Genomic DNA, 23,641 nt, shown 5'->3' with positions numbered 1-23,641 from the left:
CCATGGACACCCGCCACCTGGTCGCCGTGCTCGCGTTGGACGAGGTGGTGACGTTCGACCTCGGCACGCCGACCCAGGTCTTCAACGCCGCCCGCGACGAGCAGGAGCGGCGGTTCTACCGGGTGCGGGTCTGCACGCCCGACGAACGGCCGGTGCGCAGCGCGGCCGGGTTCGACATCACCTCCGAGCACGGCCTGGAGCTGCTGGCCGAGGCGGGGACGGTCGTCGTGGCCGGCGTGAGCCACGGCGCGCGGGTGCTGGCGGACGGCACGCTCGACCAGCCGGTGCGGGACGCGCTGCGTGCCGCCGCGGCCCGGGGCGCGCGGGTCATGTCGATCTGCACCGGCGCGTTCGTGCTGGCCGCGGCCGGTCTGCTGGACGGCCGCCGGGCCACCACGCACTGGGCGCACGCGGACAACTTCCGCCGGCTGTTCCCGACCGTCGACCTCGACCCGGACGTGCTGTTCGTGGACGAGGGCGACGTGCTCACCTCGGCGGGCGTCGCGGCCGGCGTCGACCTCTGCCTGCACGTCGTGCGGCACGACCACGGCAGCGAGGTGGCGAACATGGCCGCACGCCGGTGCGTCGTGCCGCCGTGGCGGTCGGGCGGCCAGTCGCAGTTCATCGTCCGCCCGGTCCCGGTGATGACCGACACGTCCACCGCCCCGGCCCGCGCGTGGGCCCTGGAGCACCTGCACGAGCCGCTGGACCTGCGCGCGCTGGCCGCGCTCGCCCGGATGAGCGTGCGCACGTTCACCCGCCGGTTCCGCGAGGAGACCGGGATCAGCCCCGGGAAGTGGATCACGCAGCAACGCGTCGAACGGGCCAGGCACCTGCTGGAGACGACCGACCTGGCCGTCGACCAGGTGGCCCGGCACGCGGGCTTCGGCACGGGCGCGGCGCTGCGGCAGCAGATGAGCGCGACGCTCGGCGTGGCGCCCAGCGTCTACCGGACCACGTTCCGGTCAACGGGCTGACCCGAGCGCGCTCACCGCTCCAGGAACGGCCGCAGCAGGTCGGGCACGGCCTGGTCGGCCAACGCCAGGCCGTCCGCCTCGGCCACGTCGACCACGTGGTACGCGCCGTTGCCCGCCGCGGTGGTCGCGCTGATCGTCACCAGGCCCGCGCGGCGCTGGAAGAACGACCGGGAGACGCGCCAGCCGATGATGCCGGTGCGTTGCAGCGCAACGGTTTCCCGGATCGCCGAACCCGCTCGCGCGAGCAGGTAGCGGTCGGTCAACGCGTGGCCGAGCGAGCGGTAGCGGTCCCAGCCCAGGGCGGCGGAGAACGGCACCAGCGCCAGCACGACCTGCCACGTCCAGCTCGGCGCGAGCCACGCCAGGACCGCGGCCGGCACCAGCAACGGCACGGTGGCGCGCACCAACCGGCGGCGCAGCGCGGCGATCGGGTGCCGGCGCAACGGCGTCCGCGTCGGCGACCGCTCCGCCCGATCGTCGACGGCCGCCTGATCGTCGACGGTCGCCCGATCACCGGCGGTCGTCTGAATCCCGGCTCCGCCGGCGGTCGCGGGATTCCCGGCCCCACCGGAGGTCTGCCGCAGCACCTCGGCGGACACGCGGTGCGCCTCGGCGACCGGCGCGGGTGGCAGCAGCAGGTTGCTCTCGCCCTTGCGCCCCAAGCCCGTCGTCACCGTCTTGGCGTGCGCGCCGCGCCCGGCCCGCAGCAGCAGCGGTTCGACCAGTTCGACGCCGCGAAGCCGTTGCTCGGCAACGGAAACCGAACGCGTGGTCAGCAGACCCCGGCGCACCCGGACCGTGTCGTCCGGCTCACGCGTGAGCCGGTAACCCCAGAACTGCACCACGTACACCAGCACCGAGCCGAGCGTGGCCACCAGCAGCACGACACCGCCGAACACCGCGACGGTCAACCCGAGCGGCTGCTCCGCGACCCAGCGGGCGGCCTCGCTCATCGGCTCGAACACCTCGATGTCCAGCTCTCGCGCGAAGTTCATCACGAACCCGAACAACGCGCCGGCGGCCACCAGACCCGACAGCGTCAACGGCGCGTACCGCAGCCACCGGTTGTCCCACTTGGACAGCACGACGCCGGGCCGTTCCTCGGCAACGACGGGGGTCTGCGCCTTGGCGGTGGTGAGCAGCAGCACGCGCAGCCGTTCGGCCTCGACCGACGACACCGCGTCCAACGTCAGGCCGTCCTCGCCGGGCTGGTCGTGCTGCCCGGTGCCGACCCGGATCGCGGACAGCCCGAACAGCCGGTGCCCGAGCTTCGCGGTCAGGTCGACGGTCCGGATCCGGTCGCGCGGCACGGCCAAGCGCTTGCGCACGAACAGGCCGGTGTGCATCTCGACCTGCTCGGTGGTGATCCGGTACCGGGTGGTGAGCCAGCGCAGCAGGCCGAACAGCACGATCGCCGCGATCACGCCCGCGCTGACCAGGATCCGCCACGTCTCGCCCTTGCCCAGCACGAGCAGGCCGATGAACAGCGGCACCAGGCCGATCAGCTCGTTGAGCGGGCGGACGATGAGCATCCGCACGTCCAACCGGTGCCAGTCGACCACCGGCTCGGCGTACTCCGGCGCCGCGGGCAGCTCGGTGGTCACGTGGCATCACCCGGCGTGGCCTGGGTGGTGGTGGTCAGCTCGTCGGCCAACCGCACCGCGTCGTCGTGGTCGAGGCCCTCGATGAGCACGGGGCCGGCGGCGGAGGCGGTCGTCACCGTGACGGTGGACAGGCCGAGCAGCTGTTGCAGCGGGCCGCGCTTGGTGTCCACGGTCTGGATGCGCGAGACGGGCGCGATGCGCCACTCCTGGTTCAGCCAGCCGGCCAGCGTGTACACCGCGTCCGGGGTCGCCTCCCAGCGGTGCACCCGGTACCGCCAGCGCGGCATCACCAACGTGTGCGCGGCGCCGAGCACGAGCGTCGCGATCGCGGCCGTGACCTGCCACGGCGACGCGGTGAAGATCAGCACGACCAGCTGCGGCACCAGCAGCACCGCCCACCCGATCAACGCGTGCAAGGTCCAGAGGGTGATCGACTTGCGGCTCACCTGGTGCCGCGGCGCACGCAGGCGCAACACTTCGCTGCTCACGCCGTCCACTGTGCCTCAAGGCCGAGCCCGCGTGCGCGCGGGCACGGCCTCGAAACCGGTTACGGCTGCGGTGCGTAGGGCGCCTGGAAGACCTTCGCCGAGGCGCTCTCGCCCAGGACGGCCACCGCGGCGGGCACGCCGACGACGACGGCGAGACCGGCGCAGATGGCGAGCGCAGCCATGATTTTGTGCAAGGAGTGCACAACCATCGTCGAACTCCGTTCGATCGTAGCGGCTTTGTCGGCAGGGGGGAGCCGGACCAGATCCGCAGGTGACGCGTGGAAGCGTCCAAGCGGAGCATGGCACAGAGGGGTCATCACGGTCATCACCCACTTCTGACTCTGCCCACTAGGCAATACCCCCGGAGTGGTCGCCCCGATCGTCGGGGACATCCCACCACTGGAGCTAACGAGCCGGAAACACGGAAGTGACTTCAGTCGAGCACGGTCCGTGCCCGCGACTCCTCGTCCTGGTCGACCCACCAGACGGCCGCACCCGCCCGGTCGCGCACCCCGATCGTCCGGTAGATGCGCTGGAGGTGGTTCTGCACGGTCTTCGGCGACAACGCGAGTTCCGCCGCGACGGCCGCGGTGCTCTCGCCGGCCGCGACCCGTCGCAGCACCTCGATGCCGCGCTTGGTCAGCCCGGCCCGCAACGCCCGCGCGATGCGCCGGTTGTCCTGCTCGGCGGTGGCCGAGCTGCGCAGCGGGTCCGGTCGGGGCACCGGGCCCGACCCGGGCTCCCGGCGCGGCCCGAAGGTGCGCTCGGCCAACTGGTCCACCAGCCGCGCGGACAGGTCGTGCTCCCGCATCCGCAGCAGGTCGCGGCCTTCCTGCAACTCCCACAACCGGTACTGCTCCAGTTGGTACCGGGCGTGGTGCAACGCCGAGTCCAACTTCCCGGCACGCTCGTAGGCCACGCTCAACGCGCCGTGCGCCCGCACCGCGACCTCCCGCGCCAGCACGCCCATCGCCAGCTCGGCGGCACGGGTGAGCAGCCGCACCTGGTCGTCGTAGCGCTCACGCGCGCCGCTGATCCGCGCCCGGGCCATCAGCAGCTCGGCCCGCAGCACCGGCCGGTCCCGCCCGGCCAGCAGGCGGTCGGCGCGCTGGCACGAGCGCAGCGCCCGCTCCACCTCGCCCAGGTCCAGCCGTACGTGCGTGAGCAGCAGGTTCAGCCTGGCCATCCGCAGCGGCTGGTCGAGGTGCTTCCACCGGTCACGGACCTGCGCGCACAGCGCCTCCGCGCGCCTCAGCTTGCGCGTGCAGGGCTCGCCGTCCGGGCTGCACCGGCTCGCCGGCGAACGCACCATGCAGTGCTCGTGGTACTGCGTGCGCAGCACCTTGGCCTGCTCGAACAGGATGGAGCCGATCAGCTCGACGTCCTTGGTCAGCTCGGCCAGGCCCAGGGCGCGCGCCAACGAGTGCAGCGACCGTTCCCGCGAGTCCAGCCGCAGCTCCACCACCGCCTGCGAGAAGCTGCACCACGCCTGCAACCCGACGTGCCGGTTGGCCGCCGCGATCGCCTGCACCCGGTCGATGGTGTCCAGTGCGCCGGGCAGCAGCCCCCGCTTGCCCAGCGCCACCGACTGGGCCAGCACGCTGTGCGCCACGCCCTCGGCGTCGTCCAACCACGAGAACGCGGCCACCGCCTTCTCGGCGGCCTCCAGCGCGTCGCCGGGGCGCCCCTCGTCCAGCGCCATCCGCGCCTCGCGCAGGTTGGACACCGCGGCCTCGCGCGGATCGGCCGCTCGCTGGACGGGAATGGTCATCGTCCGCCCCGCCCTCCCGTCGTCGGTCCGGCCACCGTCGTCCGGTTGTCGGCTCCGCCGACGGTACTCACCGCAGCTCCCGCTTCAGCACCTTCCCGGTCTCATTACGCGGCAGGGCGTCGAGGAAGACGACCTCCTTCGGCACGGAGAACTTGGCCAGCGAGCCGCGCACGTGGTCGCGCACGGCCTCCTCGTCCAGCACACCCGGCTCCTGGCACACGACGTACGCGGCGAGCCGTTGGCCGAACTGCTCGTCCGGCACGCCGACCACGGCCACCTCGCGCACCCCGGCCAGACCCGCCAGCAGGTCCTCGACCTCGCGCGGGTACACGTTCTCACCGCCCGAGATGATCATCTCGTCGTCGCGCCCCGAGACGAACAGCAGGCCGGCGTCGTTGCGGTAGCCGACGTCGCCGGTGGACATCAGGCCGTCGCGGACCTCCTTGTTCGCGCCGTTGGTGTAGCCGTCGAACAGCATCTCGTTGGCCACGAAGATGCGGCCGGTGGCGCCGACGGGCACCGGGGCGCCCTCCTCGTCCAGGATCGCCAGCCGGGTGCCGTGCGGCGGCAGGCCCGCGGTGTCCGGGTGCCGGGCCAGCTCGTCCGGCCGGGCGATGCTCACCCACGACACCTCGGTCGAGCCGTAGAGGTTGTAGAGCACCGGGCCGAACTCCTCCAGGCACCGCCGCGCGACCGGCGGCGGCAGCGCCGAGCCGCTGGACGCGATCACGCGCAGCTTCGGCAGGTGCGGGCGCCCGGTCAGTTCGAGGACGCGTTGCAGCATCACGGGCACGACGAACAGCGCGTCGCTGCCGTGCCGGCGGGCGTCGGCGAGCACGAGCGCGGGGTCGAACCGGCGGCGCAGCACGAACGTCGCGCCGAGCACGAGCCCGAGCTGGAACGCGGCCAGGCCCCAGGTGTGGAACAGCGGCGCGGGCACGGAGAACCGGTCGCCTGCCTTGAGCGGGATGCGGGACAGCACCGCGGCGGCGGGGGCGAGGCTCGCGGGCTCGGGCCGCCTGGCGCCCTTCGGCGCACCGGTGGTGCCGGAGGTCAGCACGATCATCCGGCCGCGCGGCGGGCGCTTGGGCAGCGGCGTGGCGGGGGAGCCGGCGATCAACTGCTCCACCGTCTTGCTCTTGGTGGCGCCCTCGACCCACGCCATCACGCGGCGCACCTTGCGCGGCGCGTTGGCCAGCAGCTCGCGGAACTCGGTGTCGGCGACCACGACGGACACGTCCTGCTCGCGCAGCACGACGGCGATCTGGGCCGCGCTCAACCCCGTGTTGAGCAGCACGGTGTGCGCGCCGAGCTTCACGCAGGCGGCCACCGTCTCCACGAAACCGCGGTGGTTGCGGCACAGCACCGCGACCTTCGAGCCCGCGCGCACGCCCAGGTCGTGCAGGCCGTGCGCGAGGCGGGTGGTGCGTTCGTCGACCTCGGCGTAGGTGAGCGTGCCCGCGTCGTCGATGATCGCGGGCCGGTCGGGGTGGCGCGCCGCGCCGGTGGCGAACCCGAACGCCACCGTGATGTCCCACCTCAGGTAGGCGTCCACCACGCCGAGCAACCGGCCGGGGGCCATCGGCCGCACGACACCGGCGAGCACCAGCGCCGCCAACGCGCGCAGCGCTCCCAGGACCCGGTTCACCGGGTCGCCCGCAGGACCAGGCGGGTGGCCCCCGCGGCGACGCCGGCCAGCGGCGACGTGCGCGGCGAGCCCTGCTCCGGCATCGCCCGGTAGACCAGGTGCAGCAGCGATCGCACGTGCTTCGGCGCGGCCTTGCGGGCGAGTTCGGCCAGCACCCCGAACGGGAGGTTGACCTCCTCGGGACGGCGTTCCAGCGCCCGGACAACCCACCGCGCCGCCCGTTCGGGGGTCGCCGCCGGGAACGCGTCGTAGACCTTCGTCGGCCCGATCATGGGCGTTCGCACCAGCGGCATCCGCACGGAGGTGAACGTGACACCGTCGGCCACCGTCTCGCTAGCCGCCACCCGGCTGAACGCGTCCAGCGCGCTCTTCGAGGCCAGGTAGGCGGAGAACCGGGGCGTGTTGATCTGCACTCCCATGCTGGAGATGTTCACGATGTGCCCGGACCGCCGTTCCCGCATGTGCGGCAGCAGGCCCAGGACCAGCCGCAGCGGTGCGAAGTAGTTCAACGCCATGGTGCGCTCGTAGTCGTGCAGCCGGTCCACCGACAGGTGCGCGCTGCGCCGGATCGACCGGCCCGCGTTGTTGACCAGCGCGTCGATGCCGTCGTGCTCGGCCAGCACCTGCTTGAGCAGGGCGCCCACCGCCTCGCCGTCGGTCAGGTCGCACGGGTAGGTGTGCGCGGTGCCGCCCTCGGCGCGGATCAGCCCGGCCACCTTCTCCAACTCGTCGGCGCGGCGTGCGACCAGCAGCGGCACCGCCTTGCGGCGGGCCACGGCGAGCGCGGTCGCCGCGCCGATGCCGGACGACGCACCGGTGATCAGCACCGTGCGCCCGGCCAGGCCGTGCCGGCGGGCGGCGCGCAGCGGGTCGAGGTGGTCGGCCCAGTACCGCCACAGCGTGCCCGCATACGTGGTGATGTCGGGCGGTTCGAGCCCGGTGACCGTGCGGGTGGCGGTCGAGTCGAACTCGGCGCGCACGACCAGGTGGGGCAGCACCTGCGGCGGGATGCCCAACTCGGTCAGCACGCCGGTGAGGATCGCGCCGGTCGGCGCGGCGGGCGGCGGCACCGGCACGCTGAACCGGACCTTCGGCGCGCCGCAGGCGGCGGCCAGCGCGTTGTAGACCTCGCCGAGCGGCAGTGAGCGGCGCGCGGTGAGGTGGAACGTGCTGCCGGGGGGCACGTCGGCGTGGATCAGCCGGTCCAGCGCCTGCACCACGTAGTCGACCGGGACCAGGTTCGCGGCCCCGAAGTGCGGTGCGACCAGCGGCAGCCCGCGCGGCAGCCGGGCGAGCGCGGCCAGCGCGGTGAAGAAGTGATACGGGCCGTCGACCTTGTCGATCTCGCCGGTGCGGGAGTCGCCGACCACCGCGCCCGGCCGGTACACCCGCCACGGCGTGCCCTGCCCGCGGACGAGCGCCTCGGCGGCGTGCTTGGTCGCGTGGTAGGGCGAGGGCAGGTGCTGGCCGAGGTCGAAGTCGTCCTCGGTGAACGTGCCGCGGTGGTCGCCCGCGACCGCGATGGACGACACGTGGTGCAGCAGCCCGCAGCCGGTGCGCTCGGCGTACTCGACCACCCGCCTGGTGCCCTCGACGTTGACGGCGTGGTGCTCGGCCTCGGCCGAGGTGAAGTCGTAGATCGCGGCCAGGTGCACGACGTGGTCGACCCGTCCGGCGTCGACGACGGGGTCGGACGGGTCGGCGAGGTCGCCCAGCACCGGGGTCAGCTTGTCGTGCCGGTCCAGCTTGTCCACCGATCGCGGCCTGACCAGCGCGAACACCCGTTCGCAGTCCGGTCGCCGCAGGAGCCTGGCGACCAGGCGCCTGCCGAGGAAACCCGTCGCGCCGGTGACGAAGTAGGTACTCACGGCCCCGATACTGACACTACCTACCCGCCAGTAGGAAGAGTGCGGGGTGAAATCGGAACGGTGGTGATCAGTTTTCGGGGGTGCCGGACGCGTTCACCACCGCGTCGCGCAGGGCCGCGCGCAGCCGGCCCACCTCGAGCGGCGTCAGCACGGCCGCCTCGCCCGGCGGCACGGTCACCACGACGTGCCCCTGGCTCACGAAGACGGTCATGTCACGGCGGCGTGACGCGATGTCGCGGCAGGAGATCTGCCACTCCTTGCCAGTACTCACGGCCCCCAACCTCCAGCTGTCTCGACACGGGGTGCTCGGACCAATCCGGGCGCTCGCGGGGAGGAGACGCACGCGGGTTGGTGCCATGACGGGAGATTCCGCCGGGCGACCGTGCCGAGCTGTCGCTAGCGTCGCATGCGGTCATCGCTAACGTCACCTGAAGGGGTGAGAAAATGGCTGAACCGCAACGGATCGTGATAATCGGGTCGGGGCTGGCCGGTGCCGCCGCCGCGGGCGCGTTGCGGGATCGGGGTTACACCGGTGACTTGGTCGTCTTCGGCCGTGAGGAGCACCGGCCGTACGAGCTTCCGGCGCTGTCGAAGGAAGTGCTCCTCGGTGACGCCGAAGCGCCGAACCGCGTGCACGAGCCCGATTTCTACGAGAACCGGCGGATCGAGCTGCGGCTGGGGGTCGAGATCGTCCGGTTGGACGTCGGCGAACGGGTGGTCGTGGACTCGGCCGGTGTGTCGCATTCGTACGATCGGTTGATCCTGGCGACCGGCTCGACGCCGCGCCGGTTGTCGGTGCCGGGCGGAGAGCTCCCAGGTCTGCGGACCCTGCGCACGGTCGAGGACTCGGTGGCGTTGCGGGACGAGCTGACCGACGGCGCCGAGGTGGTCGTCGTCGGCGCGGGGTGGATCGGCTGCGAGGTCGCCGCGGCGGCCCGGCGGCACGGCGCGTCGGTGACCGTGGTCGATCCCGTCGACCTGCCGCTGCGCCGCGTGCTCGGGCCGCGCATGGGCGAGGTGTTCCGCGACCTGCACGCCGAGCACGGCGTGACCTGGCGGCTCGGCGTGGGCGTCGACGGCTTCACCGAGCACGGCGTCCGGTTGGCCGACGGTGGCACGGTGACCGGTGACGTGGTGGTGCTCGCGGTGGGGGCGGCGCCGAACGCGGGCCTGGCCCGGGACGCCGGGCTGGCGTCGGCCGAGGGCGGGGTGGCGGTGGACGCGGCGCTGCGCACGTCCGCGCCGGACGTCTTCGCCGTCGGCGACATCGCCGCGCACGACCACCCCCGCTACCGGCGGCGGATCCGGGTCGAGCACTGGGCGAACGCCAGGGGGCAGGGCGAGCACGTGGCGGGCACCGCGCTCGGGCGGTCCGAGCCGTACCGGGCCTCGCCGTACTTCTTCACCGACCAGTACGACCTGGGCATGGAGTACCGGGGGCTCGCCGACGCCGAGCGGGACGAGCTGGTGGTCCGCGGTGACGTGGGCGCGCGCGAGTTCACCGCGTTCTGGCTGCGGGGCGGGCGGGTCCAGGCGGCGATGAACGTGAACCAGTGGGACGACGGCGAGGAGTTGCAGGCGTTGGTCGACGGGCAGGTCGAGGTCACGCCGGAGCGGTTGCGCGGCTAGGCCGTCACAGGCAGGAGCCGCTGTCGGGTCCGTGGTCGGACGAGATCAGGCGCTGCAACAGCAGGTGCAGCGCGCGAGCCTCCTCCGGCGCGAGGTCGGCGGTGAACTCGCGCTCCACCTCGGCGTGCAGCTGCTCCACCTCGCCCTGGACGACCCGGCCCTGCTCGGTGATCACCGGCACGCGCACGCGGCGGTCGTTGGGGTCGGGCTTGCGCACGATCAGGCCCGCGCGCTCCAGCCGGTCCAGTTCCGCGGTCAGGGTGGTCTTGTCCAGGCCGAGCGAGTGGCCCAGCGCGAGCTGCGTGCGCAAGAACTCCTCGCTGACCAGCGCGGACAGCACGATCTGACCACGCGTGGTGATGCCGTGGCGCCCCGCCGCCTCCTGGGCGACCGCGCCCAGCTTCTGCGCCGCGCGGTGCAGCAGCCAGTTCAGGCCCGCGCGGCTGGTGCAGCCGTGGTCGGCGGGGAGGTCCATGGCCCGATCATACGCCGAGCACGAGATATTCTCACTCAAGAACATCTTGACTCGGAACGCATTCGGTCATATGTTCTCAACCAAGAACTTCTTGGGAGGAACTATGGCGCACCTGCTCCACATCGACACCAGCCTGCGGTTCGAGGGCTCGGTGTCCCGCGAGGTCGGGGGGACTTTCGCGGAGGCGTGGCGGGCCGCCCACCCGGACGGCGACTACACCCACCGGGACCTCGCCGCGGACCCGTTGCCGCACGTCGACCCGGCGGCGCTGGCCACGCGCGAGGCCGCGGGGGACCGCCCGCTGGAGCAGCGGTTGGTCGCGGAGGTCAAGGCGGCGGACACCGTGCTGCTCGGCGTGCCGATGTACAACTTCGGCCTGCCGTCGAGCCTCAAGGCGTGGCTGGACTGGATCATGGTGCCGGAGCTGTTCGTCGACCAGGGGACCGGCGAGGGCGTGCTGACCGGCACGCGGGTCGTGGTCGTCACCGCGCGGGGCGGGTCGTACGCGCCCGGCACGCCGCGGCACGGGTTCGACTTCCAGGAGCCCTACCTGCGGGCCGCGTTCAGCATGATCGGCCTGGACCGCGACCTGGAGTTCGTGCACGCCGAGCTGACCAAGGCCCACACCGCGCCGCAGCTGGCGCAGTTCCGGGAACTCGCGGTCGCCTCGTTGGAGGACGCGCACCGAGTGGTGCGCAAACTGGCCACCGCCTGAGGGGGAATGGGGTGGCGGGTCGGGTTCGGGGCCGCCCGCCACCCCGCACCACCCCGCGAGGTCGAGCTCTCGCGGCGACGAGCCGCCGGCCGCGGCGCGGTGGCCGTGGATACTGTCCGCATGGTCGAGCCGATCGCCGCGGTGGTGGTGCGGGCCGCCGAGTTGACCGCCCGCGGCCTGCCGCGCCAGGCGATCGAACTGCTCCAGCCGGCCCTGGTGGCCAACCCGCTGCACGGTGAGGCGTGGTGCCGACTCGCCGCCGCGTACCTCGACGTGGGCGAGCCGGACCCGGCCCTGACGGCGGCGAAGCGGGCACTGGTCCTCGACGGCGACCCGTCGTGGGCGCAGCGGTTGACCGCGCTCGCGTTGAGCGAGCTCGGACGCCACGCCGAGGCGGTGGTCGCGGCCCGCGAGTGCGTGCGCCGCAAGCCCGGCGACTGGCGGTGCCAGGTGGTGCTCGCCGAGGTCCTGGCCGACAACCCGGAAGGCCGGCGCGAGGCCGTCGAGGTCGCGCGGGAAGCCACGCACCTCGCGCCGGCGCAAGCCCGCGCGTTCCAGGTGCTCGGCGACGCGGCGCTGCGCGTGCGCGACTGGGGCACGGCCGAACGCGCCTACCGCACCGCGTTGCGCCTCGACCCCGATGACGACGACGTGCGCGTGAACCTCGCCACCGTGCGGCGCAAGCGCGGTGGCGCACCCGTGCCGCCGCCGTCCGGTGAAGCGCTGCACGCCGCCCACGTCCTGGTCTGGCCCGCGTTGTCACGGCTCGCCGCACTGCTCGTCGCGGGCGGGTTGGTGCTGCTGTTGGCGGGCATGCCGAGGCCGACGCCGCTGCTCGGCTGGTTCTCCGGCCTGCTGGTCGTCGGCTGCCTCGTGGTCGTGGGGCTCGTGCTGCTGCGGGCCGGGCGCGGGGTGCGGCGGGCGTTGGTCCGGCTTCCCCTGCACCGGCCGAAGGTCGCCGTGGTGGCGACGGCGTTCGGGCTTGCCACGGTGATCCTCGCGGTGTGGACGGTCGCGCTGCTCTTCGGCGCGACGACGATGCAGCCGCTCGTGATCGCCTGGCTGTGCGCGCTGATCGGCGGAGCCGTCGTCGTCCTCGTCGGCGGTCGCTAACCTGGACGTCGGGAAGGAGGGCCGATGACCCGACGCGCGCTGCTCGCGATCCTGGCGTTGATCGCGGGTTTCGTCGTGTCCGGTCCCGGTCCCGCCGCGCCCGTCGACGTGGTCGCCGTCTCGTCGACCGTCGACGCGGCCCACCTGTCCGGCACGGCCGCCCGCGGCACGACCGTCGGGCACCCGGTGCAGGTCCACCTGGGCCAGCCGCTGGACGGCGTCCAGCCCGCCGTGCACGTCACGCCCGCGCCGCCGGTGCGGGTGGACGTCGTGGACCCGACCCACCGCACCCCCGAGCGCAACGGCCGCCCGCCGCTCGGCGAACGCGCACCGCCCCTGACCTCCGGTAGCTGAACCCACCCGTTCACCTCACCCGGAGGTCCCTTCACCATGCCGCGCCCCAGCGCGCGGCGAGCGCTACTCGTCCGTGGGCTGCTTGCCCTCGGCGTGCTCGCCGCGTCCGCTTTCACCCTGCTCACCGTCCAACCGCGCCTAGGGCTCGACCTGCGCGGCGGCACCCAGATCGTGCTGGAAACACCGTCCGAAGCCACGTCCGACGCCACCGACCGCGCCATGGAGGTGCTGCGCCGCCGGGTCGACGAGCTCGGCGTGGCCGAGCCCGTGCTGGCCCGCTCCGGCGACCACCGCATCGTGGTGGAGCTGCCCGGCGTGCAAGACCCGACCGAGGCCATCGAAGTGCTCGGCCGCACCGCGCAGCTGAGGGTGCAGCCGGTGACCGGGCCCGGTGACGTGCCGACGCCCGAGGGCGACGCGATCGGCCTCGGGCAGGTCGTGCTGACCGGCGAGGGCATCAAGGACGCGCGCGCCACGCCCAACCCGCAGGGCGTCGGCTACCTGGTCGGCGTCGACTTCCAGGGCGACGCCCCGCAGGCGTGGCAGCGGGTGACCGCCGAGGCCGCGTGCTCACCGCCGGGCGACCCGAAGCGGCGGGTGGCGTTCGTGCTCGACGGCGAGGTCGTGTCCGCGCCCCAGGTCGACCCGTCGGTGGTGTGCCGCACCGGCATGATCGGCGGCAGCACGTCCATCACCGGGCAGTTCGGCCAGGCCGAGGCCGAGGAGCTGGCGCTGGTGATCCGGTCCGGCGCCCTGCCGGTGCCGGTCGAGGTGGTGGAGCAGCGGACCGTCGGGCCGACGCTCGGCGCGGAGGCGATCGAGGCCAGCGCCCGTGCGGCGATCATCGGGGTGGCGCTGACCGGGCTGTTCCTGATCTTCGTGTACCGGCTGGCGGGGCTGGTGGCGGTGCTCGCGCTGGGTGGGTACGCGGCCCTGGCGTACGCGGCGATGCTGGCGATCGGCGCCACGTTGACGTTGCCGGGGTTGGCCGGGTTCGTGCTGGCCATCGGCATGGCGGTGGACGCGAACGTGCTGGTGTTCGAGCGGTCGCGGGAGGAGTTCGCGCGGCGCAAGCGCTTGCCCCGGTCGGTGGACGAGGGGTTCCGCGGTGCGTTGAGCGCGGTCGCGGACTCGAACGTGACCACGCTGCTGGCCGCCGGGCTGCTGTTCTGGCTCGCCACCGGTCCGGTGAAGGGGTTCGGCGTCACGCTGTCGATCGGTGTGCTGGCGTCGTTGTTCAGCGCGCTGGTGCTGAGCCGGGTGCTGTTGCGGCTGGTCATGCCGCTGCTGGAACGGCGGCCCCGGTGGAGCGGGCTGCACTCGTTGGGGCGGGTGCGCACGTGGCTGACCTCGCGCGGGATCACGCTGTTCCGGCGGCCCCGGCGTTGGCTGCTCGCGGCCGGGCTCGTGCTGCTGGCCGCGGTCGGCGGCCTGGTCGTGCGCGGGCTGGAGCTGGGGGTGGAGTTCACCGGGGGTCGGATGCTGGAGTTCACCGCCGCCCCGACGGGTACCGGCTCGGTGGACACCGGGCGGGTGCGCGCGGAGCTGGCGTCCGCCGGGTTCGGTGACGCGGTCGTGGCGACCTCGGGCTCGGACGGCCTCTCGGTGCGCACGGGTCCCATCGACTCGGCCGCGGCCGCGCGGCTCGGCGAGGCCGTCGACCGCGCGACCGGTGGCGCGGAGCAGGTGAGCAACGAGCTGATCGGTCCGAGCCTCGGCTCGGAGCTGCGGCGCAACGCGCTGGTCGCGCTGGCCATCGCGGTGGCCGCGCAGCTGGTCTACCTGGCCGTCCGGTTCGACTGGCGGCTCGGCGTGGCCACGGTGGTCGCGCTGGTCGCGGACGTGGTCGTGCTGGTCGGGGCGTTCGCGTGGCTGGGCAAGACGGCCGACGGCGTGTTCCTGGCCGCGCTGCTCACCGTGATCGGGTACTCGGTCAACGACTCGGTGGTGGTGTTCGACCGGGTGCGCGAGCTGCGGCGGACCCGGGCGCCATTCCCCGATGTGATGAGTTCGGCCGTGCTGCAAACCCTGCCCCGGACGGTCAACACGGGTATCGGTGTGCTGTTCGTGCTGGCCGCGCTGCTGGTGCTCGGTGACGGGTCGTTGGCCGACTTCTCCACCGCGCTGCTGATCGGGCTGGTCGCCGGCACGGTCTCGACCGTGTCGACCGCGGCGCCGGTGGCGATCGCGTTGGAGGACCGATGAGCACAGGCCACGCGCTGCTCGCGGTCGGTGGTGCCTTCCTCGCCGCCGGCGTCATCGCGCGGGCCGGTGTCCGGATAGGACTGCCCACGATCCCGCTGTTCATGGTGGCGGGCATCCTGTTCGGACCGCACACGCCGGGTCTGTCGCTTGTGGACGATCCGGGTGAGATGGCCGTGCTGTCCAGCCTCGGCCTGGTGTTCCTGCTGTTCTACCTCGGCCTCGAGTTCTCGGTGGACGACCTGGTGTCGGGCGGGCGGCGGTTGGCCCTGGCCGGCGTCGGCTACCTGGTGCTCAACATCGGCGGCGGGCTGGCGTTCGGGTTCGCGTTGGGCTGGGGCACGCGCGAGGCGCTGGTGATCGCCGGCGCGATCGGCATCTCGTCGTCCGCGATCGTGACGAAGCTGCTGGTCGAGGCGCGGCGGTTGCGCAACCCCGAGTCGCGGTTGGTGATGGGCATCATCGTGATCGAGGACGTGTTCCTCGCGCTGTACCTGGCCGTGCTGCAACCCGTGCTCAGCGGCACGTCCGGGGTGTCCGGGCTGGTCGACTTCGGCAAGGCGTTCGCGTTCCTGCTGGTCTTGGCCGCGATCGCGCGCTGGGGCGGCCGGGTGGTGACCAGGCTGTTCCAGCCGGCGGACGACGAACTGCTGGTCGTGTGCTTCGTCGGCGTGGCGGTGACGGGCGCGGCGGTCGCGCACGAGCTCGGCGTGTCCGACGCGATCGGCGCGTTCATGGTGGGCGCGGTGCTGGGTGGCTCCGGCGTCGCGCCCCGCGTGCACAAGCTGGTGCTGCCGCTGCGGGACGCGTTCGGGGCGTTGTTCTTCTTCATCTTCGGGCTGAGCATCGACCCCGGCGCCGTGGGCACCGTGGTGCTGCCGATCCTGGCGGCGGTCGCGGTGACGATCGTGCTGAACCTCGGCGCGGGCCTGTTCGCCGCCAAGCTGCACTCGTTCGACCGGCAGCAGGCCGTCGACATCGGCCTCACCGTCCTGACCCGCGGTGAGTTCTCCCTGGTGCTGGCCGCGATGGCGGTGGCCGCCGGCCTGGACTCCCGCGTCGCCCCGTTCGTGGCGGGGTACGTGCTGCTGCTGGCCGTGGTGGGTCCACTGGCGGTGCTCCGTTCGGACCGCCTCACCTGGCTCCTGCCCAAGCGTCTGTTCGTGTAGCAAGGTGGACCCATGACCGGATTCGCCGCGTACCAGAACGAGATCTACCTCCAAGGCCTGGCGGGCAACGTGCCGCCGTTCACCACGGACCCCGAGGGGTTGGAGGCGTCCGCCCGGGAACGGCTCGGGCCCGGTCCGTTCGGGTACGTGGCGGGTGCGGCCGGTGGGGGTCACACGGCGCGGGCGAACCGGGAGGCGTTCGACGACTGGCGGATCGTGCCGCGGATGCTCACCAACGCCACCGAGCGGCACCTCGGTACGTCGTTGCTGGGTACCGACCTGCCCGCGCCGGTGCTGCTCGCGCCGGTCGGGGTCCAGTCGATCCTGCACCCGGACGGCGAGCTGGCGACCGCCCGTGCCGCCGCGGAGCTCGGCGTGCCGTTCGTGCTGTCCACCGCCTCCTCGCACACGATCGAAGAGGTCGCCGAGGCCGCCGGTGACGCCGCCCGCTGGTTCCAGCTCTACTGGCCGAACGACCCGGATGTGGCCGCGAGCATCCTCGACCGGGCGCGCAAGGCCGGGTACCGGGTGCTCGTCGTCACCCTGGACACGTGGACGCTGGCCTGGCGGCCGCGCGACCTCGACCAGTCCTACCTGCCGTTCCTGCGCGGCATCGGCACGGCGATCCCGTTCTCCGACCCGGCGTTCCGGGCAGGGCTCGCGGCGCCGCCCGAGCAGGACGCGCCGATGGCGATCCTGCGGTGGGTGCAGCTGTTCACCGGCACCGACAAGTCGTGGGACCAGCTGTCGTTCCTGCGGGAGCACTGGGACGGGCCGATCGTGCTCAAGGGCATCCAGCACGTCGACGACGCGCGCAAGGCCGTCGACGCGGGCGTGGACGGCATCGTGGTGTCCAACCACGGCGGGCGGCAGGTGGACGGTGCGGTCGGCTCGCTGGAGGTGCTGCCGGAGATCGCCGACGTCGTCGGCGAGCAGGTCGAGGTGCTGTTCGACTCCGGCATCCGCAGCGGCGCGGACATCGTGAAGGCGCTGGCGTTGGGCGCGAAGGCCGTGCTGGTCGGCCGCCCGTTCGCCTACGGCCTGGCGCACGGCGGTCAGGTCGGCGTCCGGCACGTGCTGCGCGGCCTGCTCGCCGACTTCGACCTGACCCTGGGCCTGTCCGGGCACCGCAGCCCGGCCGAGCTCAACCGCGAGGCGCTGCGTCGGCGCTGAGCTGCCGCAACCGGTTCTGCAACGTGGTGAAGTCGGCCGGCTGCACGGTGATCCACGGCGTGCCGTCGCCGCCGGTCGTCTTCGCCGACAGGTAGCGGCCGGTGATCGTGTCGAAGTAGGTCAACGGCGCCGCGCACCGCTGCTTGCGCCCGGACCGGTCCCGTCGTGCGGCGTAGAGCTGGCCGCCGCCGGTGCGTTGTTCGGCCAGCAGCTTGCGCACCTGCTGCACCTCGGTCGAGTGCCCGCCGGTCGGCCTGCTGGCCTGCAGGAACGACCCGCCCTCCTCGTCCGGCCGGGGTTGGCGCGGCTTGTCGTGCAACGCGTCCGCGGGCAGCGAGAGCACGCCGCCGCGCCCCGGCTTGGCCTCCGGCAGCGCCGACACCAGGGACTGCACCACGTCCTCGGCGCGGACCGGTTCCAGCACGAAGTGCTTGTCCGCCCGCAGCACCACGCGCAGCGCGTCGTCACCCGATTGCACCACCAGGGCGGTGCGCGTGTCGTCGTCGCCCTGGTTGAAGAACGCGTAGTACTCGGTGCTCGCGTCGGCGATCAGGCGCAGCGACCGGCCCAGGTCGGCGTGCACCTGCCTGCCGCGGGCCAGGCCGAGCCGTTCCAGCTCGGCCCAACCGCGGCGGGCGAGGTCGGCCAGACCCGTGACGTCACCCTCGGCGAGCCGGTCCTCGTCGAAGTCGACCTGGGTCAGCAGCGCGTTGTGCAGCGTCGGCAGACCTTCGGCCTGCCAGGCGTTGTAGAGCGCGACGACCGGGATGGCGACCCTGGTGCGCAGCACTGTCCCCCCTGTTCAGATGGTCGGCTATTCGCCGATGACCGGCGGTGCCACCATCGTGCCGTCGCCGAAGATGTCCTCGGTCTCCTGCAGGTACGACGCGGCCTTGTGCTCCTTGTCCTCTTCCCCCTGGCCCGCGCCGGCTCCGGCGCCCATGCCCGCGCCCATACCGGCGCCGCCGGGACCACCACGACCACCGGCCGACCCACCTGGCCCGAACCCGCCCGCGCCGCCGGGCCCGAAGCCACCGCGACCCTCGCCGGGCCCCATGGCGCCGGACATGCCGCCGGGCCCGAACCCGCCGGGCCCACCACCCATGCCACCGGGTCCACCCATGCCGGGGATGCGTCCCGCGCCGAGCCCACCGCCGCCTCCGCCACCGGGCATCCCGCCGCCACCGCCGCCTCCGGGCATGCCGGAACGGCCACCGCCGGGCATTCCGGGCACACCGGGCCCGTTGGGCATGCCGGGCGGGCGGTTGCGCGGGTTGTTCGGATTGTTGGGGTGGTTGGGGTTGCGGGGGTCGTTCGGGTTGCGCGGGTCGTACGGCAACCGCGGGTCGTAGGGCAGTCGCGGGTCGTACGGCTGGCGCGGATCCGTCGGCATCGGCGGCGGCCGGTTCCCGATGTCGGGCTGGGGCCCCTTCGGGTCGGGCTGCACCCACGACGGCTTGGTCGTGCTGTCACCGGTCGTGCCGGGGGGCGGGATCGACGGCTCGGCCCACGACGTGTTCGTCGTCCCCGTGCCGTTGCGATCACCGGTGTTCGTGTTGGTGCTGGTGTTCGTGTTGGTGCTGGTCTCGCTCGTGCTGGTGTGCTCTTCCCGCTTGCCCGGCTTGGGCGGCGGGATGAGGATCTCCTCCTTCTCGACGTTCGCCCCGATCTCGTCGGGCGATTGGAACGTCGGCATCCCGGCGCTGGCGGAGTTCACGGTCGTGCCGTACATGCTCAACACCTGCATGTTGTGCGCGTTGACCTGCTGGCTCTTCTCGACCGCGTCGTCGTAGTCGGTGTCCCACGGGATGACCGGCTCGTACCAGGGCTTGTCCGGCACGTCGACGGGCTTCTGGACCTCGCTGTCCGCCAGCCGGAACGCGCGGCTGATGTCGGCGGTGTTCTGGCCTGCGGTGGTGGCGCTCGCACTGGCCGTGTCGGACCAGCTGGCGATCGGCGTCGTCGACGAGCGGGCCTGATCACCTGCCGCACCCTCCCACGCCGCGCCCGATTCCCGCACCGCCCGGTTGATCAGCTCGCTGATCTCGTCCTGACCGGCCGCGATGCCGCTCCACGTTTGATCGCCGACATCGGTCGTCCCCTCCGCACCCTTGCCGTCACGGAACCAGCCGTAGATCTTGTCGGCACCGATGCCGATCTGGAGCAGTGCGAACCCGGACAGGTCCATCTCGACGTCGCCGGCCACGGTCCCTACCCCTTCAAGTTCTCGATCACGGTTTCCGCGATCGCACTGGAGGCCGAGCACGGGTTCTCGTATTCGGGGAGCTTCTTGTCATTGACGTTGACCTGGACGATGAAGCCCTCGCCCTCGGCAACTCCGACCGCGGTCGAGCAAGCACCGCTCTTCGCGTCGATGAGGTCGCCGTTCACCGCCGGGTACCCGGCCACCTCGGCCGGTTCGAACACCTTGAAGTTGGCGCGGTTCTTGTAGAAGCCGTCCAGACCCTTGGACTCGACCAGGAACGAGGCGTTGAAGGTGGTGCCGAAGGCGCGGTCGTCCGGGGTCCACTTGCAGCTGGGACCCACCGGCGCGGTGCGCTCCTCACCCGGCCGTGTGACGCCGCGGGCCGACAACTGCGCGGAGGTCAGCAGGTCGCAAGGTCCGCTGACCTTCGACAGGTCCAGCTCGGGCCCGGTGATCGGAGGTGCCTCGCCCGCGGCCTGCGAAGTTCCCGTGGACCCGCTGGACGTGCTCGTCGTGGTCGTCGTCCCGGCCGGGGTCGGTGAGCCGCCGACCGAGGTGCAGCCCGCCGCCAGGACCAGGGACGCCGCGGAAACCACTGCCAGCACTGCTGCTCGCCTCATCGACTAATTCCCCTCGCCCTTGAAGGCGTCAGCGGTTGCGTCATCTTGGTTCTTGTAGGCCTCCAGCGAGGCCTGGATGTTCTGGATCGTGTTGTTCAAGGCGTCGTACGCCTTCTGATTGGCCCAAGCGTAGCCACCGACATCTGTTCCAGCCGCGGTCTGGATGGCGATGGTCGCCATCCCGCTGTAGAAGTCCTTGCCCGGTGACCCGATGGATTGAAGCTGGTAGGCGTCGTTGTTCAGCTCCTGCAAACGGTCGCGTGCGTCCGCCAGGCCGTCGATCAGCTTCTGGGCCTGGGCCGGGTCGACGCGGAAGTGCGTTTGGCTCGCCACCAGACCGGCGCCGCCAGGGCCGCTGGCCACCGTGTCCGCCACGAAACCGATCTGCTTGGCGCCCCCGCCGCCTCCGGCGTCCAACATCGTCGTGCTCCCCTCACGCTGAACTGCCCGAAAAGATGATGGCACAGGGTCCACGCCCCGTCGGGGCTATTGCGTCGGTTACTCCTGGTGGGGGATGGACGTCCGATCCGTTCAAGACGGCGGGCTCCGGGCGGCCTACCGTCGGACGCATGATCGCAGCAGCTCGTTCCTTCATGTGGCTCAACGCGCGAGTCCTCGAACAACGGCGGTTCCTGCACCTCTTCGACGGTGGGCCGGGGGACGCCGTGGCGGCGGCCGTGCTGGCCTACCGCAACGACGACGGCGGGTTCGGGCACGCCCTGGAGCCCGACGGACGTGGGCCGGACAGCCAGCCGTTGCACACCTTCACGGCGTTGTCGTTGCTCGACGAGGTGGGCGTGACCGACCACGCCGCACCGGCGTGCGACTTCCTCACCACGATCACCAACGCGGACGGCGGGGTGCCGAACTGCCTGGACACCGGGCACGACGGCCTGCGGGCGCCGTGGTGGCAGCCCTCCGGTGACAGCGACCTGCTGGTCACGGCCCTGCTGGCGAGCGTCCTGCACAAGATGGGCGTCGAGCACGCCTGGCTGGACGGTGCCACCGCGTTCTGCTGGCGGCGCATCGGCGACCTGACCAAGTCGCACCCCTACGAGGCCAACGCCTGCGTCCGCTTCCTCGACCACGTGCCGGACCGGCCGAGGGCGGAACGGGAGGCGGAGCGGTTGGGTGCGCTGGTGCGCGAGCAGGGGCTGGTCGACGTGGGCGCCGGCCAGGCGGCCGAGGGGTACGCGGCGGGGGAGACGCACAAGCCGAGCCACTACGCGCCGACCCCGGACAGCCTGGCCCGGCGCTGGTTCGGCGACGACGAGATCGACGCGGACCTCGACGCGTTGGCCGCGGCGCAGCACGACGACGGCGGGTGGACGTTCCCGTGGCCCGCGTGGACTCCCGTGACGACCTTCGAGTGGCGGCCGGTCGTCACCATCGAGGCGTTGCTGACGCTGCGCGCCTACGACCGGATCAGCTGACCCAGCGGCACGCCGGCCAGCTCGCGCACCTCCCGGGACAGGTGTGGCTGGTCGGAGTACCCGGTGCGATGGGCGATGTCGGCGAACGGCACGCCCGCCCAGGCCAGCTTGACCGCCCGGTCGAACCGCAGCACCCGGTGCAGCACCTTGGGCCCGTAGCCGAACGCGGCCAGGCTGCGCCGGTGCAGCTGCCGCGCGCTCAGGCCGAGCGACCAGGCCAGGTCGCCGACGCTCTCCGAAGACGACGCGATGACGCCCACCACGGGATCCGGCGGCGTCTCCCGCAGCCGTGCCAGAGCGGCCGACGCGAGCACCTCGCACGGGTCCTCCGCCGCACCCAGCGCGTCCTCCAACCGGGACAGCGGCCCCCACAGCACCGCCAGCGCGACGCGCTGGTCACGCAGCTCCACCGCAGGCACGCCGAGCGCCGAAGGTCCCACGCCCGGCCCGAAGCGCACGCCGAACAACGTCCCGGGCTCCGCGGACGTCACGTGCCCGACCGTGTCCGGCCCGGCCACGAACACCCGACCGGACGCGGCCGAGTACATGATGTCGGTGCAGCCGTCCGGCACGACCAGCGCGGGCGCGGTCGACGTCGAGGTCCGGCGCCACACGCAGGCCAGACCGGGGAACGGGCGTTCCGCGTACACCCCGTCGATGGTAGTGGCGGGCCGCGCGGGAGGAGGTGCGCGCGACCCGCCACGGGCGCTCACGTGCCGAAACGGATCCAGTTCACGCTCACGTACGGCGCGGGCTGACCGCTGGTGAAGGTGACGTAGACGTCGTGCGTGCCGGTGACCCCGGAGATGTTCGCGGGCACCGTCCGCCAGCTCTGCCAGCCGCCGGTGTTGGCGATGGCGAAGCTGCCGATGGGCGCCGCGGTGGGGCTGTCCAGCCGCACCTCGACCAGGCCGCTCACCCCGCCGGACGCGCCGGACGCGGCCCGCGCGACGAACTGGGTGGCGGTGCGCGAGCCGAACCGGACGCCGGAGAACCGCAGCGAGTTGCCGTTGCGCAGCTGCGCCACCGCCTGACCGCCGTCGGCCGACTCGATCGTGCCGCCGGACCGCGACGTGGCCTGCTCCGCCTGGATGTCGCCGAACGCGTCCCACCCGCTGCCGCCGGGCTGGGTGGTGGTCGTGGTGGTCGGCTGGGTGCCGCCGCCCGCCGTCCACACCGCCACGTAGTCCACCAGCAGCGAGTGACCGGGCACGGTGGCCGCCGTCGGCGTGCCGTGGCCCGCGACCCCGTTGGGGAACGCCCCGCCGATGGCCAGGTTCAGCAGCAGGAAGTAGCCCGCGTGGCTGGTCATGTTGTTCCACGTGGTCGCGTCGAACTGGTTCTGGTTGACGCTGTGGAACTGCTGCCCGTCCACGTACCAGCGGAAGGCCTTGGGTGACGAGCTCTCGTCCCACTCGAACCGGTAGGTGTGGAACGCCGACTGGCACGACGCGCCGGGGCACGTGCGGCTCGCGCCGAGGCCGTTGGTCTCGTTGCACGGCCCGCCGGGGTTCACGCCGCAGTGCAGCACGCCCCACACCGAGTTGATGCCGTTGACGTTCTCCATGATGTCGAACTCGCCGATGGCGGGCCAGTTCCAGTAGTTGCCGCGGTAGGGCGAGCCGAGCGCCCAGAACGCCGGCCAGTAGCCGAGCGCCGCCTGCCCGGTGACGTTGGGCATCTGGATGCGGCCCTCGATGGCGAGCTTGCCGCCCGCCGGGGGTTTGAAGTTCGCCCGCTGGGTCTCGATGCGGGCCGACGTCCAGTTGCCCGCGCCGTCGCGCAGGGCGGTGATGCGCAGGTTGCCCGCGCCGTCGAGCTTGATGTTGTTGGTGCTGTTGGTGTAGTTCTGGATCTCGCCGGTGCCCCAGTTGCCCGGTCCGCCCGGGTAGCCGTGGCCGAGGTCGAAGATCCAGTTCGAGGACGACGGCAGCGTGTTCGCGGCGCCGTTGAAGTCATCGCTCCACTGCAGCGCCCAGCCCGGTGGGGTGGGCGGCACCGAGGCGTTGGCCGACATCGTGGCGACGACCGCCAGCGGCACGGCGGTGATCAGGGCGGCAGCGGTCGCGAGGACGCGTCGTCTGCGGCTGAACTCCATGAGCGGTGACCTCCTTGTCACTGTCCTGAGCGTTCGGCACGACAACAAATTGCCTTGGGAATCATGAGAGCGCTCTCATGATGATCGTTCAAGCGACC

23 protein-coding genes are annotated in these 23,641 nt (G+C 72.6%); 9 read left to right on the top strand and 14 right to left on the bottom strand.

Going from position 1 to position 23,641, the window contains the following annotated elements; translation table 11 throughout:
* The first annotated feature begins 2 nt into the window (after positions 1-2).
* The gene (locus tag ACYVLT_RS11685) at positions 3-977 is read left to right on the top strand and encodes a GlxA family transcriptional regulator (RefSeq protein WP_461120136.1); all 975 of its coding nucleotides are present in this window, start codon (positions 3-5) and stop codon (positions 975-977) included.
* An 11-nt stretch (positions 978-988) separates the two neighbouring features.
* Here ACYVLT_RS11685 and ACYVLT_RS11680 read toward each other — a convergent pair whose 3' ends face one another.
* From ACYVLT_RS11680 to ACYVLT_RS11650, 7 genes are all read right to left on the bottom strand, one after another.
* Complete coding sequence (locus tag ACYVLT_RS11680) at positions 989-2,581, bottom strand: PH domain-containing protein (protein WP_461120135.1); 1,593 nt, start codon at positions 2,579-2,581, stop codon at positions 989-991.
* Positions 2,578-3,069 (bottom strand): PH domain-containing protein, encoded by a 492-nt coding sequence (locus tag ACYVLT_RS11675; protein ID WP_461120134.1) that lies wholly within the window; start codon positions 3,067-3,069, stop codon positions 2,578-2,580. Before ACYVLT_RS11675 ends, ACYVLT_RS11680 begins: the two co-directional genes overlap by 4 nt.
* Positions 3,070-3,128: 59 nt before the next feature.
* Complete coding sequence (locus ACYVLT_RS11670; protein ID WP_461120133.1) at positions 3,129-3,251, bottom strand: hypothetical protein; 123 nt, start codon at positions 3,249-3,251, stop codon at positions 3,129-3,131.
* 251 nt (positions 3,252-3,502) lie between these two features.
* Complete coding sequence (locus ACYVLT_RS11665; protein ID WP_461120132.1) at positions 3,503-4,840, bottom strand: LuxR C-terminal-related transcriptional regulator; 1,338 nt, start codon at positions 4,838-4,840, stop codon at positions 3,503-3,505.
* Positions 4,841-4,907: 67 nt separating this feature from the next.
* Entirely contained in the window at positions 4,908-6,488 is a 1,581-nt protein-coding gene (locus ACYVLT_RS11660) for an AMP-binding protein (RefSeq protein ID WP_461120131.1), read from the bottom strand.
* Entirely contained in the window at positions 6,485-8,356 is a 1,872-nt protein-coding gene (locus tag ACYVLT_RS11655) for an SDR family oxidoreductase (RefSeq protein ID WP_461120130.1), read from the bottom strand. Before ACYVLT_RS11655 ends, ACYVLT_RS11660 begins: the two co-directional genes overlap by 4 nt.
* Positions 8,357-8,423: 67 nt before the next feature.
* Positions 8,424-8,627: a hypothetical protein gene (locus tag ACYVLT_RS11650; RefSeq protein ID WP_053722955.1), complete on the bottom strand. Its 204-nt coding sequence runs from the start codon at positions 8,625-8,627 to the stop codon at positions 8,424-8,426.
* Positions 8,628-8,800: 173 nt separating this feature from the next.
* Here ACYVLT_RS11650 and ACYVLT_RS11645 point away from each other — a divergent pair, with 173 nt between their 5' ends.
* Positions 8,801-9,985 carry an NAD(P)/FAD-dependent oxidoreductase gene (locus tag ACYVLT_RS11645; protein ID WP_461120129.1) on the top strand — a complete coding sequence of 395 codons (1,185 nt, stop codon included), beginning with the start codon at positions 8,801-8,803 and terminating at the stop codon, positions 9,983-9,985.
* A gap of 4 nt (positions 9,986-9,989) precedes the next feature.
* Here ACYVLT_RS11645 and ACYVLT_RS11640 read toward each other — a convergent pair whose 3' ends face one another.
* Positions 9,990-10,460, bottom strand: coding sequence for a MarR family winged helix-turn-helix transcriptional regulator (locus tag ACYVLT_RS11640; RefSeq protein WP_461120128.1), 471 nt, complete (start codon positions 10,458-10,460; stop codon positions 9,990-9,992).
* Positions 10,461-10,563: 103 nt separating this feature from the next.
* On the opposite strand from ACYVLT_RS11640, the gene ACYVLT_RS11635 reads away from it, so the two are divergent.
* From ACYVLT_RS11635 to ACYVLT_RS11610, 6 genes are all read left to right on the top strand, one after another.
* Positions 10,564-11,175: an FMN-dependent NADH-azoreductase gene (locus ACYVLT_RS11635; RefSeq protein WP_461120127.1), complete on the top strand. Its 612-nt coding sequence runs from the start codon at positions 10,564-10,566 to the stop codon at positions 11,173-11,175.
* Positions 11,176-11,295: 120 nt separating this feature from the next.
* Positions 11,296-12,288, top strand: a complete 993-nt coding sequence (locus ACYVLT_RS11630; RefSeq protein WP_461120126.1) for a tetratricopeptide repeat protein — start codon at positions 11,296-11,298, stop codon at positions 12,286-12,288.
* 24 nt (positions 12,289-12,312) lie between these two features.
* On the top strand, positions 12,313-12,642 hold the full coding sequence (locus ACYVLT_RS11625; RefSeq protein WP_461120125.1) for a hypothetical protein: 330 nt from the start codon (positions 12,313-12,315) through the stop codon (positions 12,640-12,642).
* 36 nt (positions 12,643-12,678) lie between these two features.
* Positions 12,679-14,847, top strand: a complete 2,169-nt coding sequence (secD, locus tag ACYVLT_RS11620) for a protein translocase subunit SecD (protein ID WP_461120124.1) — start codon at positions 12,679-12,681, stop codon at positions 14,845-14,847.
* Positions 14,844-16,013 carry a cation:proton antiporter gene (locus ACYVLT_RS11615; protein ID WP_461120123.1) on the top strand — a complete coding sequence of 390 codons (1,170 nt, stop codon included), beginning with the start codon at positions 14,844-14,846 and terminating at the stop codon, positions 16,011-16,013. Before secD ends, ACYVLT_RS11615 begins: the two co-directional genes overlap by 4 nt.
* 12 nt (positions 16,014-16,025) lie before the next feature.
* Complete coding sequence (locus ACYVLT_RS11610; RefSeq protein ID WP_461120122.1) at positions 16,026-17,186, top strand: lactate 2-monooxygenase; 1,161 nt, start codon at positions 16,026-16,028, stop codon at positions 17,184-17,186.
* Here ACYVLT_RS11610 and ACYVLT_RS11605 read toward each other — a convergent pair.
* The 4 genes from ACYVLT_RS11605 to ACYVLT_RS11590 are packed head-to-tail and all read right to left on the bottom strand — an operon-like array spanning position 17,158 to position 20,432.
* Positions 17,158-17,976, bottom strand: a complete 819-nt coding sequence (locus ACYVLT_RS11605) for an ESX secretion-associated protein EspG (protein WP_461120121.1) — start codon at positions 17,974-17,976, stop codon at positions 17,158-17,160. The genes ACYVLT_RS11610 and ACYVLT_RS11605 overlap by 29 nt on opposite strands.
* Positions 17,977-18,000: 24 nt before the next feature.
* Positions 18,001-19,392: a hypothetical protein gene (locus tag ACYVLT_RS11600; RefSeq protein ID WP_461120120.1), complete on the bottom strand. Its 1,392-nt coding sequence runs from the start codon at positions 19,390-19,392 to the stop codon at positions 18,001-18,003.
* A gap of 5 nt (positions 19,393-19,397) precedes the next feature.
* Positions 19,398-20,012: a DUF3558 domain-containing protein gene (locus tag ACYVLT_RS11595; protein WP_461120119.1), complete on the bottom strand. Its 615-nt coding sequence runs from the start codon at positions 20,010-20,012 to the stop codon at positions 19,398-19,400.
* Positions 20,013-20,015: 3 nt separating this feature from the next.
* Complete coding sequence (locus tag ACYVLT_RS11590) at positions 20,016-20,432, bottom strand: hypothetical protein (RefSeq protein ID WP_461120118.1); 417 nt, start codon at positions 20,430-20,432, stop codon at positions 20,016-20,018.
* Positions 20,433-20,581: 149 nt separating this feature from the next.
* Between ACYVLT_RS11590 and ACYVLT_RS11585 the strand changes: the two genes are divergently transcribed.
* Entirely contained in the window at positions 20,582-21,445 is an 864-nt protein-coding gene (locus ACYVLT_RS11585) for a hypothetical protein (RefSeq protein WP_461120117.1), read from the top strand.
* Here the strand turns inward: ACYVLT_RS11585 and ACYVLT_RS11580 are convergent.
* Entirely contained in the window at positions 21,427-22,095 is a 669-nt protein-coding gene (locus ACYVLT_RS11580; protein ID WP_461120116.1) for a helix-turn-helix domain-containing protein, read from the bottom strand. The two genes, ACYVLT_RS11585 and ACYVLT_RS11580, sit on opposite strands and share 19 nt — an antisense overlap.
* Before the next feature lie 59 nt (positions 22,096-22,154).
* Complete coding sequence (locus ACYVLT_RS11575; RefSeq protein ID WP_461120115.1) at positions 22,155-23,543, bottom strand: carbohydrate-binding protein; 1,389 nt, start codon at positions 23,541-23,543, stop codon at positions 22,155-22,157.
* Positions 23,544-23,641: the final 98 nt, after the last annotated feature.

The sequence above is a fragment of the Saccharothrix stipae genome (genome assembly GCF_054781895.1).
The sequence above is the reverse complement of the archived record's forward strand: the minus strand, read 5'-3'. Positions and strand labels throughout refer to the sequence as shown.

Excerpts from the sequence above, each read along its gene's own strand:
- ACYVLT_RS11585 (WP_461120117.1), top strand. The coding sequence starts at position 20,582 with ATGATCGCAGCAGCTCGTTCCTTCATGTGGCTCAACGCGCGAGTCCTC.
- ACYVLT_RS11670 (WP_461120133.1), bottom strand. The coding sequence starts at position 3,251 with ATGGCTGCGCTCGCCATCTGCGCCGGTCTCGCCGTCGTCGTCGGCGTG.
- ACYVLT_RS11640 (WP_461120128.1), bottom strand. The coding sequence starts at position 10,460 with ATGGACCTCCCCGCCGACCACGGCTGCACCAGCCGCGCGGGCCTGAAC.
- ACYVLT_RS11645 (WP_461120129.1), top strand. The coding sequence starts at position 8,801 with ATGGCTGAACCGCAACGGATCGTGATAATCGGGTCGGGGCTGGCCGGT.
- ACYVLT_RS11635 (WP_461120127.1), top strand. The coding sequence starts at position 10,564 with ATGGCGCACCTGCTCCACATCGACACCAGCCTGCGGTTCGAGGGCTCG.
- secD (WP_461120124.1), top strand. The coding sequence starts at position 12,679 with ATGCCGCGCCCCAGCGCGCGGCGAGCGCTACTCGTCCGTGGGCTGCTT.
- ACYVLT_RS11610 (WP_461120122.1), top strand. The coding sequence starts at position 16,026 with ATGACCGGATTCGCCGCGTACCAGAACGAGATCTACCTCCAAGGCCTG.
- ACYVLT_RS11615 (WP_461120123.1), top strand. The coding sequence starts at position 14,844 with ATGAGCACAGGCCACGCGCTGCTCGCGGTCGGTGGTGCCTTCCTCGCC.
- ACYVLT_RS11575 (WP_461120115.1), bottom strand. The coding sequence starts at position 23,543 with ATGGAGTTCAGCCGCAGACGACGCGTCCTCGCGACCGCTGCCGCCCTG.
- ACYVLT_RS11685 (WP_461120136.1), top strand. The coding sequence starts at position 3 with ATGGACACCCGCCACCTGGTCGCCGTGCTCGCGTTGGACGAGGTGGTG.
- ACYVLT_RS11665 (WP_461120132.1), bottom strand. The coding sequence starts at position 4,840 with ATGACCATTCCCGTCCAGCGAGCGGCCGATCCGCGCGAGGCCGCGGTG.
- ACYVLT_RS11630 (WP_461120126.1), top strand. The coding sequence starts at position 11,296 with ATGGTCGAGCCGATCGCCGCGGTGGTGGTGCGGGCCGCCGAGTTGACC.
- ACYVLT_RS11595 (WP_461120119.1), bottom strand. The coding sequence starts at position 20,012 with ATGAGGCGAGCAGCAGTGCTGGCAGTGGTTTCCGCGGCGTCCCTGGTC.
- ACYVLT_RS11590 (WP_461120118.1), bottom strand. The coding sequence starts at position 20,432 with ATGTTGGACGCCGGAGGCGGCGGGGGCGCCAAGCAGATCGGTTTCGTG.
- ACYVLT_RS11625 (WP_461120125.1), top strand. The coding sequence starts at position 12,313 with ATGACCCGACGCGCGCTGCTCGCGATCCTGGCGTTGATCGCGGGTTTC.